Raw genomic sequence first — 16,787 nt, forward strand, 5'->3', positions numbered from 1 at the left:
ACGCCCGGACATCGACCCCTGACATCGGAACTACTCGTCTAGCAGCCCGTTGGCGCTGGACTGCAGCAGCGCGACGGCGAAACCGGCCCCGCCGGCCACGACCAGACCGGTGGCCGGCAGCCGGGCCGGGTCACGCAGCAGCCGGACCCGGTGCCGGACGGGCGGATGGGTGCCCAGCCACCATGGCAGCGACCGCCACCGGGACTGCGGCTGCTGCCTGTCCTCCAGCTCCCGCGACAGCTGGTCCGGGTCGCCGATCGCGGCCGAGGTGACGTCGGCGTACGTCTCCCGTACCCGCAGGATCGACTGACGGGTGAGCAGCACCACCACGGTCAGCACCCCGATGGACAGGAACGCCTGACGCTGTGCGGTGTCCGGGTGCATCGGCGCCGGCCACCATCCGTCGGTGTCGCCGAACGCGAGCGGCAGCAGCCGGAACACCAGGTACGGCACGACCGCGAGCAGCAGGAACGACCACCAGGTGGCCTGGGTGAGGTAGGTGTACCGGATGTCGCGGTTGCGGATGTGCGCCAACTCGTGCAGCACCACGGCGTCGAGCCTGCCCCGCTCGCCCACGTCGGCGAAGGTCCGCACGACGCCCGGATGCAGCGGTACGTGACAGTGCCGCTGGGTGCCGAACGCGTGTGCCTGGTCCGAGGCGTGCGGGTCGAGCCAGAAGGTGGGCCGGCGGGTCAGGCCGGCCCGGGCCACCAGCGTGTCGAGGCGGGCGACGAGCTCCGCCGGCACGTTGGGTTCGAGGGGGAGCAGGCGGCGGCGCCGGATGCGCCACCAGGGCAGGAGAAGATAACCGGTGACGGCGGCGACCGCGACGACGACGATCCCGACGCTCGCCCAGCTCGACGCGGCCAGGGCGTCGTCGCGCAGGCACGCACCGAGCCGCTGCATGGCCGCTCGGGGCTGCGGCAACGGTGCGGCGAGCTGCCAGGCGTTGCCGACACGCGTCAGCTGGGCCGCGCAACCCTGGTAGAGGCTGTCCGGGCCGAGCCGGTCCAGCCACAGTCTGGTGTAGATGACGCTGGTGGTGGCGAAGACCATGCCGACCAGGACGGCGTAGCGGACCGACGTGTCCGAGGGCAGCAGCGCGGCGCCGCTGAGCGCGGCCCGCCGCAGCCGCCGCTGGCTCGGACCGCCGTCGTCCGGCCGGGCCTGCGGCGGTGCGTCGGTGGTGCTCACCCGCCGGTCACCTTGCGGTACGCGGTCTCGGTGACGGTGCCGGTCAGCTCCGCGTCGGCCGTGCCCAGCGGTACGGCGTGGAACACCATGATGATCAGGTCGCCGGAGCGGACCGCGTACTGGTACTGCTCGACGAGCGGCTGGCCGAGGGACACGGTGATCCGCAGGCCCACCCGCTCGTCGCCGACCGGCGGCGGATCGTCGGCGGCGGTGACGGTGACCTGCATCGCGACGCCGGCGAGTTCGGGCTTTCCGGCGAGTTCGGCCGAGAAGGTGCCGCAGGCCTCCGGTACGCCGGCCAGCTCGGCCATCACGGCCCGCGCGTCGTCCACCGTGGCCATCCGCTGCAGCGATTCGCCGAGAGTGGCGCCGGCCTGGGTGATGAACGCGATCCGGGCCTGCGCGGCGGGCTCGCTGGAGCCGTCCAACGCCGGGCAGTTGGCGAGCAGGTCGACGCCGGTGCCGTCGAGTTCGGTCGTCGGGCTGTAGCCGCCGCCCGACAGTTCGGCGGCACTGAGCAGCAGTGACCGCAGGTGCGGATCGTCGACCTCGGCGGCCGGGGCGGTGGTGGCCGGTTCCGTGTCGGGTCCGGTCGATGGGGCTTCGGCGGTCGCCGGGCTCTGGGTGCCCGTCGGCGTCGGCGTGCCGTCCTGGCCGGCGGTGCAGCCCGCCGTCAACACGAACGAGCCGGCGGTCGCGGCGGCGACGAGAACTGCGGTGAGCCGGCTGCTGCCGGCGGTACGGGCGGTCACAGCTGCTGCTCCTGCGGGTCGTCGGTCGGCAGAGGGATGGTGAGCAGGGCGACGACCGTCGCGTCGGCGACCTGCTCGGCCCGGTCGGGGTCGACGTCGATCTGCCGGAGCTTGTCCAGCACGATCTGCCGGGCCTGGCCGGCGTCCACCTGGCGCAGTGCGAACACGACGTCCCGGGTCGAGCGGGTCGCGTCCGACGACGTTTCGGCCTGCCCACGGCCGCGCCGGAACAGTCGTCGCAGCCACTGGCGGAACCGGTCGAACATCGTGTCGGTCGCCCGGCCGATCAGCGCACTGAGCACCTCCTCGGCCAGCCAGATCGCGATGCCGATGAGCATCGCGTCGTCGACCGGTGGGATACCGGAACCGAGTTTGTTGCTCCGGAACCACCTTTTGGACACCACCCGTCGCGGATCCGACAGATAGACGTCGGCCAGCGCAGGAAACATCTGCGACTGCTCCGGTGCGACCTCGGCGACCGTGCGTTCGGCGAGGCGGCGGACCAGTTCGGGGTGGGCGCTGCGGCGTCGTCGGGCCTGCCGACGGACCACCAGTATCGTGATGATCACGGCAACCGTGGCGGCGGCCAGCCCGACCGACCACCACGGCGGGATTTTCGATGCGTCGATGACGCTATCTCTCATGTTCGAAATAGTAGGCATTCGACGCCAAGAGTCCGACATGAGAGTCTTTCATGGAATTTCCACGTTGGCCGATGGTCTTTCTCATACAATGATCATCTGCCGCGCGCCAATTGTCGTTGGTTGATGTTGTCGAGGTGGGTCGTCACCCCGTTCTGATCCCGCGGCGTAACCGATCTTGCCGGCGGCTGCGACGATCACCGGGTGTCGCGTACCACGAAGAACCTGCTCGCCAGCCTGACGCCGCTGACCCACCAGGCCCGGATGACCGCCCTGGCCGGGCACACCCGCCGGCTGTCCGCCGCCGGACAGCTGCCCACCGTGCTGGCCGAGCTGGCGGACGGGGACGCCTATCAGCGGTTCCTCGGGCTCACCATGGCGGTTATCGTCGGCGACCGGGCGTCGGTGCGGGCCGCGCTCGCCGACCCGGACCGGCGGCTGCGCGCGGTCGCGCTCAAGGCGTACCTGCGTCGTGGCTGGGTGGGCATCGACGAGGCGGCGCACCTGCTGCACGACGCCCCGGCCGACCTGCGGCACCTGGCGTACCGGACGCTGCGGGGCACCCGGGGCCGCGCCAGCGCGCTCGCCGACGCGCTGATCGACCCGGTACGGGCCCGCTACGGCGACACCGAGGCCGCGATCCTGCTGCCCGCCTGCGGGCCGGACACCGTACGCCGGCTGCTGCCGGCACTGTCCCACGCGGTCGGCACCGGCGTCGGGCTGGCCGCCCGGCACGGCACCGCGCTGCTCGACTTCGCGCAGACGCGGCTCGGCGAGCTGTCCGACACGGCCGACCGAGGCTCCCCGGCCGCCCGCGACGCCTGGTGGCACCGGTGGGACGACGCCGTCCTGCGCGCCGGCCAGGACGCCCCGCTGCGGGTGCTGGACCTGCTGGAACGGTACGCCCCGACGACCCGGCTGCCCGGCCACCTGCCGGCGTACGGGGCACTCGCCACCGCCGCGCCGGTGCGGACCCTGCGGCTGTTCACCGCTCCCGCCCGCGCCGGCTGGCTGCGCGGGCAGCGGCTGCCGGCCGCCCTGCTGCGCCGCTTGCGCGCCGCCGATCCGGCAGACTCCGCCGATCCGGGCGACTCCGCCGATCCGGCAGACTCCGCCGATCCGGCAGACTCCGGCGGGCCGGGCGAGTTGACCGTGCTCGGCCGGCGGCTGCGCGGCACCAGCCGGGCCTGGGCCGGGCTGCTCGCCGCCCAGGCACCCGCCCGCCGGGGCCCGCTGTACGACGCCGTGCTGTCCGACGTGGACCACGGCGACCTGGTGCCGATGGTCGAGGTGCTGGACGTGCTGCCGCGCCGCTGGCAGCACCGGGAAGCCGCCCGGGCGCTCACCGTCGACCGGATCCGGGCCAGCGAGAGCCTGACGGTGACGTACACCGCGTACCTGCCCTGGACCGAGGCGGAACCGGCGCTGGTCGCGGCGACCCGCCGCGCCGCCGCCGACGACCGGGCCGCCGGCTACCAGTCGCTGCTGGCCGCCGCCCGGCGCAGCGGCGACCCGGTGGCGGTCGCGGCCGCCGTCGAACAACTGCGCCGACTGCGCAACGAGCAGGACCCGGTACGCGTCCGCGCGCTCACCGCCCTGGTCGACGTCGCCGGCCTGCTCGGCCCGGCCACCGTGCCGGCGCTGAGCGGGATCGTCGCCGAGACCGTCGCCGTCCGTGACGCCTCGTCGGCCAGCCTGGCCGCGCTCGGCCGGCTGGCCGGGCAGGTGCTGCGTCGGCACGTGGCCGACCCGGTGATGATCGGCTGGGCGATGCGCACCGTCGACAACCTGTACGACGGGCAGCAGGTGCCCGCGCTCGGCCAGCTCGACCGGGTGCTGCGCCGAGGCCAGGAACATGACCTGCTCACCGTGATCGGCCCGTGGATCGAGGGCGCGGCGGCCCGGGACCGGTTCGAGCCGCTGTTCGCCGTCACCGCCTCGCTCGGCCGGCGGGCCTGGCGGCTGCCGCGGCTGCAGGCCATGCTGCGCCGGGCGATCCACCCCGGGGTGGTGTCGGCGGTGTTCCGCCGGGCGGTGACGCTGTGGCTGGCCGATCCGGCCACCCGGGCCGACCGGGTCGCCGAGGTCCTCGCCACCGATCCGTCCACGGTGGAGATCGACGGGGTGTGGCGGGCGATCTGCACCCGCCGCGGCGACCTGCTCGACGCGGTGCTGACGGCGCCGGCCCGCCGCCGCGCCGGCAAGTTCCGCTCCGCCCGCGAGCGCTGGGTGCCCGGCCCGGCGTACGGCGTCGACCGGTGGCTGCCCCACCAGCGGCAGGCGTACGTCGACCTGCAGGCCGCGGTCGCCGCCGACCCCGGCGCGGGCAAACACCATCGGGTACGGGCGATCAGCGCGGCGGCCCGGGTGCCCGGCGCCGGCTGGGCGGTGGCGCGACGCTACGTCGACGCGGCCGACACCGTCCTGGCCGAGGCTGCCCTCGGCGCGCTGGCCTGGACCGACCGGCCGGATGAGGCGCTGCCGATCCTGCTCGGTCACGCCGACGACGACCGGGCCCGGGTGGCCGTCTACGCGGCGGGCCGCACCGCCCGGCTCGTCGCACCGTCCCGGCTGGTCGACATGCTGACCGGACCGGCGCTCGGCGACGGCAAGGTCACCAGCCGCAAACAGGCGCTGCGGCTGCTCGCCCGGTACGGCCCACCGGCGGCGCTCGACCTGGTCGCCCAGGCGTACCGGCGGGTCGACCAGCACCGCGACGTCCGCGCGGCGGCGGTGTCCGCCGCCCGGCTGCGGCTGGACCTGCCGGTGAGCTGGGACATCCTGGCCGCTGCCGCCGGGGCCGACGCACACCGGTCCCCGGACCGCGCGCAGGTCGCCGCGCTGCTCGACACCGGGCCGGCTCTCGTCGCCGAACGGGACCGCTCCCGGTACGCCGCCCTGGTGGTGGCCGCCTGCGGCACCGCCGACCCGGAGGCTGCCCGGGCCGCCTGGGCGGCGGTGCCGGCCTGGGCCCGGTGGACGGATGACCTGACCGGCCTGACCGTGGCCACGCTGACCGAGCTGGACGAGCCGTACCGCTGGCAGTCGGCGTTGCTGGTGGTGATCCGGCTGCTCGACCACCCGGCCGCCGCTGGCGGCACCGGTACGGCGGGCGGCTCGGTGGACAGCGCGGCGGGCGGCGCGGTGGGCGGTGCGGTGGACAGCGCGGCGGGCAACGGGGCGAGCGTGCCGCTGGTGGCCGCGCTGGCCGCGTTGGCCCGCCTCGACCAGGCCGATCCGCATCCGGGCGACCCGGCCCGGGACCGGCCGGCCCGCCGCCGCCTCGACCGGCTCGTCGACGCGGCCGTCGGCTGGTGCCGGCAGGCCGGCCCGGACACCGACCGGACGGCGGTGCGCGACGCCGCGCGTACCCTCGCCGGGTTTGCCGATTTCGAGCCGCAGGCGGCCCGGTTGCGCGCCGCCGCGACGACCCTGGCCGCCACGCCGGCGCATACCGTCGTGGCCGAGCTGTCCGGGTTGGCCGACCTGGTCGCCGACCGTCCGGTGCTGGCCGGGCGACTCGCCGAGACCCTGACCGACTCCGCCCGGCGCGCCGAAGGCGGGTGGGAGCCGGCGACCCTGATCGCCGCCGCCGACGCGCTCGCCGCCCGGGGCGACCTGGCCGGCGGGCTGTTCGCGGTCGCGCTGGCCCGGGTGGGGGACCGGTACCGCTGGACGCCGCCGTGGCGGGAACTGCTGCACCGGCTGCGCGCCCATCCGGCACCCGATGTGCGGGCCGCCGGCTACGACATCAGCCTGACGCCTGAGCGGTAGCCCGCCGAAGCGCCCTGGTCAGACCTTGCCCGGCAGGCTCACCATGATCGTGAAGGGCACCGGGCGGGGCACCGGGCGGAGCGGCGGAGAGGTGACGGCGTGGACGGACGATCGAGCGGGGCACACCCGGTGGGACGGCTGCGCGGGCCCGGTCGCAGGCGGCGGTCGCGGCCGGTGCGGGTGCTGGCCGCCGCCCTGTCCGGCCTGGCCGCCCTGCTGACGGTCGCCGGATGCGGCGACGACGAGCGGATGGCCGCCTTCGAGGAGGCGATCATGCCGATCGTCATCGAGGTGGCCAAGGAGGTGGCGGTGACGCTCCCGCCACCGTACGACGTCATCGCGCAGGTCGGCATCTACGCCACCGAGGAGGTGGCGCGTGAACAGGCGGCGGACCGGGACGCCACCTACCTGCTGATCGAGCAGACGATCGAGGGCGAGCAGCAGGTGAGCGTGTTCCGGATCGACACTACCCGCAAGCTGCGGATCGACATGGACGGGCGGTTCGTCGCCGAGATCGAACAGAATCTGATCACGATCACGGCGGACCCGGCGGTCGACTCCACGATCGTGATCACCGATGCGCTCGACGGTGAGCCGGTCTTCATCGGTGGGCGGTTCGTCCTCGACGCCGACCACCTGTACTACGACCTCGACACCGCCCGGTTCGGTGATCCGGATCAGGATCCGGAGTTCGCCGCCGCGGTGGACCTGGTGGAACCCGAGTTCGCCGGCGTCCGCAACATGTTCACCGGGGGCCGCGCCGCGCTGCGCAACGGCGCACTGGCCGCCGACTGGGACGAGGGGACCCCGACCCGCGGTGGCTGCTCGGCGCTGCCGGAGTCGGCCTGGAACGACGAGAAGGTCGTCGAGGGCATGTTCAGCGGCAACCGTTGGCAGCGGGTCGTCCCGGTGTTCTGCATCCGGACCAGTGACGGCCGGTACGGGACACTGGCCCACCGGCTGCCCACCGATGACGAACCGGAGGGCACCCTGCAGATGGAGTACGTGCTGTGGAAGGAGCCCGGCGACTGATCCGGTGACCGGGCGCGTCAGGTGACGCATGGGACTCAGGTGCCACGCGGAGCCCACGGGTCACCTGCGGGGTCCGGTGCCTACGGGGGCCCGGTGACCTGCCGGGACTCGGGGCTCGGCCCGGGCGGTGGACGTCGCCCCGGCGGAACATCCGCCGGCCGGCCGGCGTTGGATCCCGGCGTCGGACCGAGTAGGCGAGCGCGCCCATGCTCGCCCGTCCCCGTCCCCGCGCCCGCGCCCGCGCCGGGTGGAATGCCGGCGGGTGGCCGGTGGTTGTATCCGGTGCGCCGGTGAGACCGCCCCGACCAGCCAGGCGGGATGTCGCCCAGGTCCGCTGGTGTCTTTTCTGATTTCGTGTCTTGTCTGTCCCGTTCGCGGGTCCGTCGCCGTCCTCGGGTCGGTGCGGCGGATCCCGTACCCCTCGGAACGGAGATTCTGCTATGAACACGATTTTCCGTAAGTCTGTTCTGTCCGCCGCAGGTCTGCTGGCCGCCGGTGGTGCGGTGGCCGGTCCCGCGGTCGCGGCGCAGGCCGCCGAGCCGGGCCGCGCCGACGGCGCACGTGAGCTGCGAGTGCAGTACGAGGCACAGCCGAACTTCTACTACTGCGGGCCGGCGGCGACGCGGATCGCGTTGACCGCGCAGGGCCACACCCCGTCGCAGGACGAGGTGGCCGACAAGCTGGGTACCACCGAGGCCGGCACCGACTCGGCCGAGGAGACCACCCGGGTGCTCAACGAGGTGACCGGGGAGTCGGAGTACGAGACCGTCTCGATCGGCGAGAACGCGGCCAAGCCGGAGCACGTGGCGAAGCTGAAGGCCGATGTGCGTGAGGCCGTGGATGACAAGCGGGCCGTGGTGGCCAACATCATGGGTACGGCGACCGACGTCGACGGGGCGGCGCACTCGTACGAGGGTGGGCACTACCTGACGGTGGTCGGTTACCGCGACGGCGGTGACACGGTGAAGATCGCCGACCCGTTCTACGAGGGCCAGGAGTACTGGATGGACCTCGACACCCTGGCCGACTGGGTGGCCGCGCGCGGCTACTCCGCCTGAGTCGACCGGTCCGCTGGCCGGGTCCCGTCCGCCGGGACCCGGCCAGCGGCGTTCGGCGTGCCTGACGTTGCATTTTTGTCGGTGGCAGGGTGTACTGTGAAGTAGAGGTTAGAACGGATGTTCGATAACGGATAGCTCTGCTGGTTGGGTCCGCCGGTCAGCAACGGCACCGGAGCCGACACCCGTCCTGACCGCCGGGAGGAGCGATTCGCGGCGCGAGTCCCGGCAGTGCGGCACCGCGGGCCGCGCACCCGGGCACTGGACATTCGCGGGTCCAGACCCACAGGCAGGACCGTTGTCCGCCGCCCTCGACCCCCGGGCGGCGGGCAACGGACCCCGCCAGCATCGCCGGTGCGGATGCGGTGTGGGGAAGCATCCGCATCCGCACCGGTGACGTCCCGCCCGACGCCTTCCTCCGTGGGCGGGTCATCGATCCAGACGCTGGCGGCGATGAAACGCGCGGAGGAGAAGACCATGGCGACGAGCCCGGCCCCGGCACCGACCGTGCCGGCACACCTGCTGCCGAACCGCACCCCGGCCCAGCTGCTCGCCCTCGCCCGGCACGGGCTGACCGAAGCGGCTGCCACCCGCCCCGACGGGCTGCGGTACGCGGCGGCCCACCTGGCCGCGCTGCGCGCCGCCGCCGCGATGCTCGCCGCCCGCGCCCGGCCGGAGCCCACCCGGCGAAACCGGGTGACCAGCGCCTGGACCCTGCTGATGATGGTCGCCCCCGAGCTGACCGAGTGGGCCACCTTCTTCGCCGCCGCGGCGGGCAAGCGGGCCGCCGCCGAAGCCGGCATACCCCGGGTGGTCACCGCCCGGGAAGCCGACGATCTGCTGCGCGCCGCCGGGCAGTTCGTCTCCCTGATCGAGCGCACCCTCGGGCTGGCCCCGCAACCGACCCTCGACGGTCTGGCCGCCTGACGACGGCGTCCGCGTACGGGATCCCGCTCCCCGTCCGGCGGGTGACGCCGACGACGGCCCCTGCCCGTGTTCAAGACCGGCCAGGGTCACATCAGGGTCACTCCGGGACGGGGAGCGGCGCGGACGTCGTCGACGCCGGACGGCACCGACAACGGCACGGCTGACGAAACGTATCGGGGGAGAGGCAGATGGCGGGGCGGATGGTGGCTGGGGCGACCGCGCTGGCCGCCGTCGCCGCCGGTCTGGTGGAGCCGGCGAGCGCACCGGAGCTGGCCGGTGTCGACCGGGTGCTGCCGGTGCCGGGCGAGCTGACCGGGTTGCTGCCCGGCCGTGGCCTGCGCCGGGGCTCCACCGTCAACGTCCTGCCCAGCCGATCCGCCCGGCTCGGCGCCACCTCCCTGCTGCTCGCCCTGCTCGCCGGAGCCTCCCGCTCCGGCCTGTGGTGCGCCGTGGTCGGGGTGCCGGCGCTGGGCACGGCCGCCGCCGCCGAACTCGGCATCGCCCTGGACCGGCTCGCGCTGGTGCCCAACCCCGGGCCGGACTGGCCGGCGGTGGTGGCCGCGCTGATCGACGGCGTCGACGTCGTGGTCGTCGCCGCACCCGCCGCCGTCGCGCCGCAGGTGACCGGTCGGCTCGCCGCGCGGGCCCGGCAGCGCGGCTGCGTGCTCGTGCCCTGCGGTCGGTGGGACGCCGCCGACGTCACCCTGCAGGTGGTGCGGGGCCGATGGGAAGGGCTCGGCCAGGGGCGGGGACGGCTACGCCGCCGGGAGATGGTCGTCTCCGCCCGAGGCCGGGGGGCGCTGGCCCGACCCCGGGAGATCCGGGTCTGGCTGCCCGGCGGCCCGCCACCGGCCGCTGTCCAACCGGCCGCTGTCCAACCGGCCGCTGTCCAACCGGCAGCCGGGCAGCCGTCAGATGTCCAGCCGGCGACCGGCGGCGGCAGCCAGCGCCGGGCCCGCCGTGCCGAGCTGACCTTGGTGCGGCGCGGATGACCGCGACCACTCCGGCCGGTCGGCCCGGCCTGCCCCGCCCGCCCACCCGGGCGCTGGTCGTCTGGTGCCCCGACTGGCCGGTGGTCGCCGCCGAGATCGTCGACGGGGTGGCGGCGACCGGGCCGGTGGCCGTCCTGCACGCCAACCGGGTGGTCGCCTGTTCCGAAGCCGCTCGCGCCGACGGCGTACACCCAGGGTTGCGCCGGCGGGAGGCACAGAGCCGCTGCCCCGGACTGACCGTGGTCGACCACGACCTGTCCCGGGACGCCCGGGCCTTCGAGCCGGTCGTCGCCGCGGTCGAACAGATCGTCGCCGGGGTCGAAGTGCTCCGGCCCGGGGTGTGCGCCGTCGCCGCCCGTGGCCCGGCCCGCTACTTCGGCGGTGAGGAAACCGCCGCCGAACAGATCGTCGAACACGTCGCGCAGGCCTGCGAGGTCGAATGCCAGATCGGCGTCGCGGACGGGTGCTACGCCGCCGGGCTGGCCGCCCGTACCGGCCGGATCGTCCCGCCCGGTGCCAGCCCGGCCTTCCTCGCCGACCTGCCGGTGCGGGTGCTGGGCCGGCCCGACCTGGCCGACCTGCTGCGCCGGCTCGGCCTGCGTACCCTCGGCGACTTCGCCGGGCTGCCCGCCCGCGACGTGCTCGCCCGGTTCGGCCCCGACGCGGCGCTGGCGCACCGGCTGGCCGCCGGACGCGACGAGCATCCGTTCACCCCCCGCCAGCCACCCCCCGAACTGGCCGTCACCGCCGACTACGACGAGCCGATCGACCGGGTCGACGTGGCCGCGTTCGCCGCCCGTGCCCTCGCCGAACAGCTGCACGACCGGCTCGGCGGGTACGGCCTGGCCTGCACCCGGGTCGGCATCGAAGCGGTCACCGCGCACGGCCAGGAACTGCACCGCACCTGGCGGCACGACGGCATCCTCACCGCCGCCGCGATCGCCGACCGGCTGCGCTGGCAGCTCGACGGCTGGCTCACCGGCGCCGCCGCCCGGCGACCGGGCGCCGGCGGTACGGTCCCGCCGGCCGCCCCCACCGCCGGGATCATCCGGCTGCGGCTCGTCCCCGACGGGGTGCTCGCCCAGGCCGCCCTGCAACCCGGCCTGTGGGGGGAGACCGGTGAGGAGGGTGCCCGCGCCCGCCGGGCACTGACCCGGGTGCAGGGACTGCTCGGCCCGGACGCGGTGGTCACCGCCGTGCTCGGCGGCGGCCGGTCCCCGGTCGACCAGATCCGGCTGGTGCCGTGGGGCGACGAACGGGCACCGGCCCGGCCCAGCCTGCCGCCGTGGCCCGGCCAGCTGCCCCCGCCGGCACCGGCGATCGTGCTGCCCGCCCCGCTGCCGGCCGAGGTCTACGACGCCACCGGCCAGCCGGTCACCGTCAGCGCGCGACTGGTGCTCAGCGCCGCCCCGGCCCGGCTCGCCGTCGGCACCGCCGCCCCGGTCGACGTCACCGGCTGGGCCGGCCCGTGGCCGATCGACGAACGCTGGTGGGCCCCGGCCGAGGCCCGACGGCGGGCCCGGTTCCAGGTCGCGCTCGCCGACGGCAGCGCCCTGCTGGTCGCCCGCGCCGACGGGCGTTGGGTGGTGGAGGCCATCTATGACTAGCGGTCGGCCGGCCATGACCAGCGGACGATCCGGGGGACGGCGGTGAGCTTCCACAACCCGGACATGCCCTGGTCCGAGCTGGAACGCACGCTGTCCGGCCGGTCGGACCGGCCGCAGCGGCCCGCTCCGCGGGCCGACCGACCGGTGGTGGTCGACCCGTTGGCCGTGGACGGCGACGGCGGCGACGCGCCGGGCTGGACCCGCAAGCGGGCACCGTACACGCCACCGCCGGTCACCGCCGGGGGCGGGCCGGTCACGCCGTACGCCGAACTGCACTGTCACAGCAACTTCAGCTTCCTCGACGGGGCCAGCCACCCGGAGGAGCTCGTCGAGGAGGCGGTCCGGCTGGGGCTGGACGCGCTGGCCGTCACCGACCACGACGGCTTCTACGGGGTGGTCCGCTTCGCCGAGGCGGCCGCCGCGTACGGGCTGCCGACCGTGTTCGGCGCCGAGCTGACCCTCGGCGCCGAACTGTCCCTCGGTGCCGAACTGCCCCTCGGCGCCGTGGACGCGGCAGGTGGGCGGGCGGTGCCGCGCACCGGGGAGCCGGATCCGGCCGGACGGCATCTGCTGGCGCTGGCCCGTGGCCCGGCCGGGTACGCCCGGCTGGCCCGCACCATCTCGCGTGCGCAGCTGCGCGGCGGCGAGAAGGGCCGACCCGACTACGGCACCCTGGAGCAGGTCGCCGCCGAGCTGCGCGACCACGTACTCGTGCTGACCGGCTGCCGCAAGGGGACCGTGCCGGCGGCACTGCGGACCGGCGGGGTGGCCGCCGCCGACGCGCAGCTGGACCGGCTGGTGGCGCTGTTCGGCGCGGACGGCGTGGCGGTCGAGCTGACCGACCACGGGCATCCGGACGACGGCGACCGCAACGACGCCCTCGACGCGCTGGCCCGCACCCGGCGGCTGCCGACCGTGGCCAGCGGCAACGTGCACTACGCCGCACCGGCGCGGCACCGGCTGGCCACCATCGTGGCCGCGGTCCGGGCCCGGCGCGGCCTGGACGACGTCGACGGCTGGCTGCCCGCCGCCGGCACCGCCCACCTGCGCTCCGGCGCCGAGATGGCGGCCCGGTTCGCCGGCTACCCGGGCGCGGTGGCCCGGGCCGCCGGCTACGGCGCCGAGCTCGCCTTCGACCTGCACCTGGTCGCGCCCCGGCTGCCGGACCACCCGGTGCCGGCCGGGCACACCGAGATGAGCTGGCTGCGGGAGCTGACCTGGCGGGGGGCGCTGGAGCGGTACGGCCCGCGCGAGGCCCACCCGGAGGCGTACCGGCAGCTCGACCACGAGCTCGACATGATCGAAAAGCTCGACTTCCCCGGCTACTTCCTGGTCGTGCACGACATCGTGGCATTCTGCCGCGAAGCCGACATCTACTGCCAGGGCCGGGGGTCGGCGGCCAACTCGGCGGTCTGCTACGCGCTGCGGATCACCAACGTCGACGCGGTCCGCCACCAGCTGCTGTTCGAACGCTTCCTCGCCCCGGAACGCGACGGCCCGCCCGACATCGACGTCGACATCGAGTCCGGCCGCCGCGAGGAGGTCATCCAGTACGTCTACCGCCGCTACGGCCGGGAACACACCGCCCAGGTGGCCAACGTGATCTCGTACCGGCCCCGGTCGGCGGTGCGCGACGTGGCCCGCGCGTTCGGGTTCTCACCCGGCCAGCAGGACGCCTGGAGCAAGCAGATCGACCACTACGGCGCGGTCGCGGCGGCCGGCGAGGACATCCCGGCGCACGTGGTGGCGTACGCCGACGAGCTGCAGACCTTCCCCCGGCACCTGGGCATCCACTCCGGCGGGATGGTGATCTGCGACCGGCCGGTGATCGAGGTCTGCCCGGTGGAGTGGGCCCGGATGCCGGGGCGCACCGTGCTGCAGTGGGACAAGGACGACTGCGCCAGCGTCGGCCTGGTCAAGTTCGACCTGCTCGGGCTGGGCATGCTGACCGCGCTGCACGACGCGCACGACCTGATCGGCTCCGAGCTCGACCTGAGCGCCATGTCGTTGGACGACCCCGAGGTGTACGCGATGCTGTGCCGGGCCGACTCGGTCGGGGTGTTCCAGGTGGAGAGCCGGGCGCAGATGGCCACCCTGCCCCGGCTGAAACCGACCTGCTTCTACGACCTGGTGGTCGAGGTGGCGTTGATCCGGCCCGGCCCGATCCAGGGCGGCTCGGTGCACCCGTACATCCGCCGTCGCAACGGGCAGGACCCGGTGACCTATCCGCATCCGCTGATGCGCAACGCGCTGGAGAAGACCCTCGGCGTACCGCTGTTCCAGGAGCAGCTGATGCAGCTGGCGATCGACCTGGCCGGCTTCGACGCCGCCGGCGCCGACCAGCTGCGCCGGGCGATGGGGTCGAAACGGTCGGCGTCTCGGATGGCCGCGATCCGCGACCGGCTGTACGCCGGGATGGCGCACCGGGGCATCACCGGTGAGCTGGCCGACGACATCTACCTGAAGCTGTCCGCGTTCGCCAGCTTCGGCTTCCCGGAGAGCCACGCGATGAGCTTCGCCTACCTGGTGTACGCCAGCGCCTGGCTCAAGCGCTACCACCCGGCGCCGTTGCTGGCCGCGCTGCTCAATGCCCAGCCGATGGGGTTCTACTCGCCGCAGACCCTGGTCGACGACGCCCGCCGGCACGGGGTACGGGTGCACCGGCCGGACGTCAACGCCAGCGGCGCGGCGGCGACCCTGGTCGTCGACGCCCGCACCCGGTGGGGCGGCGCACCGGGGGAGCCGCCGCACCGCTGGGGGATCGGTGGCCCGCAGGTGCGACTCGGCCTGTCGGCGGTGCGCGGCATCGGTGACGACCTGGCGCAGCGGATCGAGGCCGAGCGGGCCGCGCACGGGCCGTACCGGGACCTGCCGGACCTGGCCCGCCGGGTCGGGTTGACCGCCGCCCAGCTGGAGGGGCTGGCCACCGCCGACGCGTTCGCCTGTTTCGGGCTGACCCGCCGGCAGGCGCTGTGGGCGGCCGGCGCCGCCGCCCAGGAACGCCCCGACCGGCTGCCCGGGGTCGCGTCGACCGCCGGGGTCGCCGCGCCGACCCTGCCCGGCCTGGACGAGGTCGACGCGCTGATGGCCGACGTGTGGGCCACCGGGCTGTCGCCGGACACCCACCCGGTGCGCTTCGTCCGGGACCGGCTGGCCGCCGCCGGGGCGGTGCCGATCGTCGAGCTGGGTCGGATCGACGCCGGCACCCGGATCCGGGTCGGCGGCATCGTCACCCACCGGCAGCGTCCGGCGACCGCCGGCGGGGTGACCTTCGTGAACCTGGAGGACGAGACCGGGATGCTCAACGTCACCTGCTCACCCGGGTTGTGGCAGCGCTACCGGACGGTGGCCCGGTCCAGCGCCGCGCTGCTGGTGCGGGGCCGGCTGGAGAAGGCCGAAGGGGTGCTCAACCTGGTCGCCGACCGGCTGGACGCGGTGACCACCCCGGTCAGCCCGACGTCCCGGGACTTCCGCTGACCGGCCGCCGCGGGAGCCCTAGCTCGGTGCCGGAGTCGGGGTCAGCGGGGTCAGCGGTACGTCGCTCGGCACGATGACCGCCCCTGGCGCGGTCGGATCGGGCGCCGCGCTGGCGTCGGAACCCGGGCTGGCGCTGGCGCTGCCAGGTAGCCGGAACGGCGCTCGGTCCGGGCAGAACGGATAGACGTACTGCGGACTGGGCTCGAAGACATCGATGACGCCGTTCTCGTCGCACCAGTGCGGGTAGCCGAGCCAGATCGGCTGGCCGTGCTCATCGAACAGCCGGGCGCCCTCGACGAGCCGGCCCTGGCTGTCGTAGACGTATATGTCCTGGATGGTGGAGTACGGGTTGTGGTCGAAGTAGACCGGCCCTGGGACGCTCCGCCGTGCTCGGCCATCAAGGTCGGTCGCGGCGACCAGGCCGAAGATCACCATCAGGGCTGTCGCCGTGGCGAGCGTCCGCCGTGGCCAGCGACTCAGCTGGGCCTGGCGGCGGCCGAGCCAGATGGAGCCGACGACTGCCGTGCCGAGCACCAGCAGCCCGATCGGCGGGCTGCCGCCGGGGCGGGGGAACAATCCGGGCGGGCCGCCGGTGGTGAGGTATGTGAAGACCATCGCCGCCAGGTAACCGCGCAGTACCCACCAGGCGGGTCGCAACGACCGCAGGAACTCGCTGGCGGTGCCGTAGCCGATGACCGGCCCGACTCGGCGGTCGACCCGGCCCAGCCGGGCGCGGGTGGCCTGCCAGGCGACAGCGGCGCGGTGGCCGACACCCGGTGCCACCGCCGGGGCGTCCGGCGCCGCGCTGGAGCGCAGCTCGGCGGCGTACGCGGCCGGCTGGCCGAGCCGCTCGACGAGCGTGCCCTCGCCCTCGGCGAGCACCTCGGCGAGGTGCTCGGGCAGGTCTTCGAGCAGTTCGTCGCGGACCGTCTCCGGCAGGTCGGCCAGGGCGGCCCGTACCTGCTCGACGTAGCGCGTGATCTCCGTGCGCGTCGCGGCGTTCACGCCGCCACCCCCCGATCGTCGAGCAGGTTGTCCATGGTGGCCGCGAAGCTGCGCCAGAGCTTGCCGGAGCGGGTCAGCTGGTCGCGCCCGGCGGCGTTGAGCGAGTAGTACTTGCGGTGCGGGCCTTCCTCGGAGGGGACCACGTAGGTGGTCAGCAGCCCGGCCTGGAACAGCCGCCGCAGGGTGCCGTAGACCGAGGCGTCACCGACCTCGTCCAGCCCGGCGGCGCGCAACCGGCGCAGGATGTCGTACCCGTAGCCGTCCTCGCGTTGCAGCACCGCGAGGACGGCTAGGTCGAGCACTCCTTTGAGAAGCTGGGTGGTGTCCACGG

The 16,787-nt window shown here is 74.7% G+C and carries 12 protein-coding genes; 7 read left to right on the top strand and 5 right to left on the bottom strand.

Annotation, left to right across the window (positions count from 1 at the left end):
- Nucleotides 1-30: 30 nt before the first annotated feature.
- The 3 genes from ACN27F_RS30135 to ACN27F_RS30145 are packed head-to-tail and all read right to left on the bottom strand — an operon-like array spanning nt 31 to nt 2,590.
- On the bottom strand, nt 31-1,194 hold the full coding sequence (locus ACN27F_RS30135) for a M48 family metalloprotease (RefSeq protein ID WP_421438854.1): 1,164 nt from the start codon (nt 1,192-1,194) through the stop codon (nt 31-33).
- Nucleotides 1,191-1,946: a hypothetical protein gene (locus ACN27F_RS30140; RefSeq protein ID WP_421438855.1), complete on the bottom strand. Its 756-nt coding sequence runs from the start codon at nt 1,944-1,946 to the stop codon at nt 1,191-1,193. Before ACN27F_RS30140 ends, ACN27F_RS30135 begins: the two co-directional genes overlap by 4 nt.
- Nucleotides 1,943-2,590: a hypothetical protein gene (locus ACN27F_RS30145; protein WP_421438856.1), complete on the bottom strand. Its 648-nt coding sequence runs from the start codon at nt 2,588-2,590 to the stop codon at nt 1,943-1,945. Before ACN27F_RS30145 ends, ACN27F_RS30140 begins: the two co-directional genes overlap by 4 nt.
- A 201-nt stretch (nt 2,591-2,791) precedes the next feature.
- Between ACN27F_RS30145 and ACN27F_RS30150 the strand changes: the two genes are divergently transcribed.
- The 7 genes from ACN27F_RS30150 (at nt 2,792) to ACN27F_RS30180 (ending at nt 15,451) form a co-directional block, all read left to right on the top strand.
- Nucleotides 2,792-6,361 (top strand): hypothetical protein, encoded by a 3,570-nt coding sequence (locus ACN27F_RS30150; protein ID WP_421438857.1) that lies wholly within the window; start codon nt 2,792-2,794, stop codon nt 6,359-6,361.
- A gap of 99 nt (nt 6,362-6,460) precedes the next feature.
- Complete coding sequence (locus tag ACN27F_RS30155; protein ID WP_421438858.1) at nt 6,461-7,393, top strand: hypothetical protein; 933 nt, start codon at nt 6,461-6,463, stop codon at nt 7,391-7,393.
- Nucleotides 7,394-7,833: 440 nt separating this feature from the next.
- Nucleotides 7,834-8,451 carry a C39 family peptidase gene (locus ACN27F_RS30160; protein ID WP_421438859.1) on the top strand — a complete coding sequence of 206 codons (618 nt, stop codon included), beginning with the start codon at nt 7,834-7,836 and terminating at the stop codon, nt 8,449-8,451.
- A 474-nt stretch (nt 8,452-8,925) separates the two neighbouring features.
- Nucleotides 8,926-9,375 carry an SAV_6107 family HEPN domain-containing protein gene (locus ACN27F_RS30165; protein ID WP_421440545.1) on the top strand — a complete coding sequence of 150 codons (450 nt, stop codon included), beginning with the start codon at nt 8,926-8,928 and terminating at the stop codon, nt 9,373-9,375.
- 188 nt (nt 9,376-9,563) lie between these two features.
- Entirely contained in the window at nt 9,564-10,367 is an 804-nt protein-coding gene (locus tag ACN27F_RS30170; protein WP_421438860.1) for a hypothetical protein, read from the top strand.
- Nucleotides 10,364-11,974, top strand: coding sequence for a DNA polymerase Y family protein (locus ACN27F_RS30175; protein WP_421438861.1), 1,611 nt, complete (start codon nt 10,364-10,366; stop codon nt 11,972-11,974). Before ACN27F_RS30170 ends, ACN27F_RS30175 begins: the two co-directional genes overlap by 4 nt.
- Nucleotides 11,975-12,016: 42 nt before the next feature.
- A complete protein-coding gene (locus tag ACN27F_RS30180; protein WP_421438862.1) occupies nt 12,017-15,451 on the top strand; it encodes an error-prone DNA polymerase in 3,435 nt (1,144 codons plus the stop codon).
- 18 nt (nt 15,452-15,469) lie between these two features.
- Here ACN27F_RS30180 and ACN27F_RS30185 read toward each other — a convergent pair whose 3' ends face one another.
- Both ACN27F_RS30185 and ACN27F_RS30190 read right to left on the bottom strand, forming a co-directional pair.
- On the bottom strand, nt 15,470-16,456 hold the full coding sequence (locus ACN27F_RS30185; protein WP_421438863.1) for an HAAS signaling domain-containing protein: 987 nt from the start codon (nt 16,454-16,456) through the stop codon (nt 15,470-15,472).
- Nucleotides 16,453-16,785 carry a PadR family transcriptional regulator gene (locus ACN27F_RS30190; protein WP_421438864.1) on the bottom strand — a complete coding sequence of 111 codons (333 nt, stop codon included), beginning with the start codon at nt 16,783-16,785 and terminating at the stop codon, nt 16,453-16,455. The genes ACN27F_RS30185 and ACN27F_RS30190 overlap by 4 nt, the downstream gene beginning before the upstream one ends.
- Between the last annotated feature and the right edge of the window lie 2 nt (nt 16,786-16,787).

Source organism: Solwaraspora sp. WMMB335, assembly GCF_049179075.1.
Lineage (GTDB): Bacteria > Actinomycetota > Actinomycetes > Mycobacteriales > Micromonosporaceae > Micromonospora_E.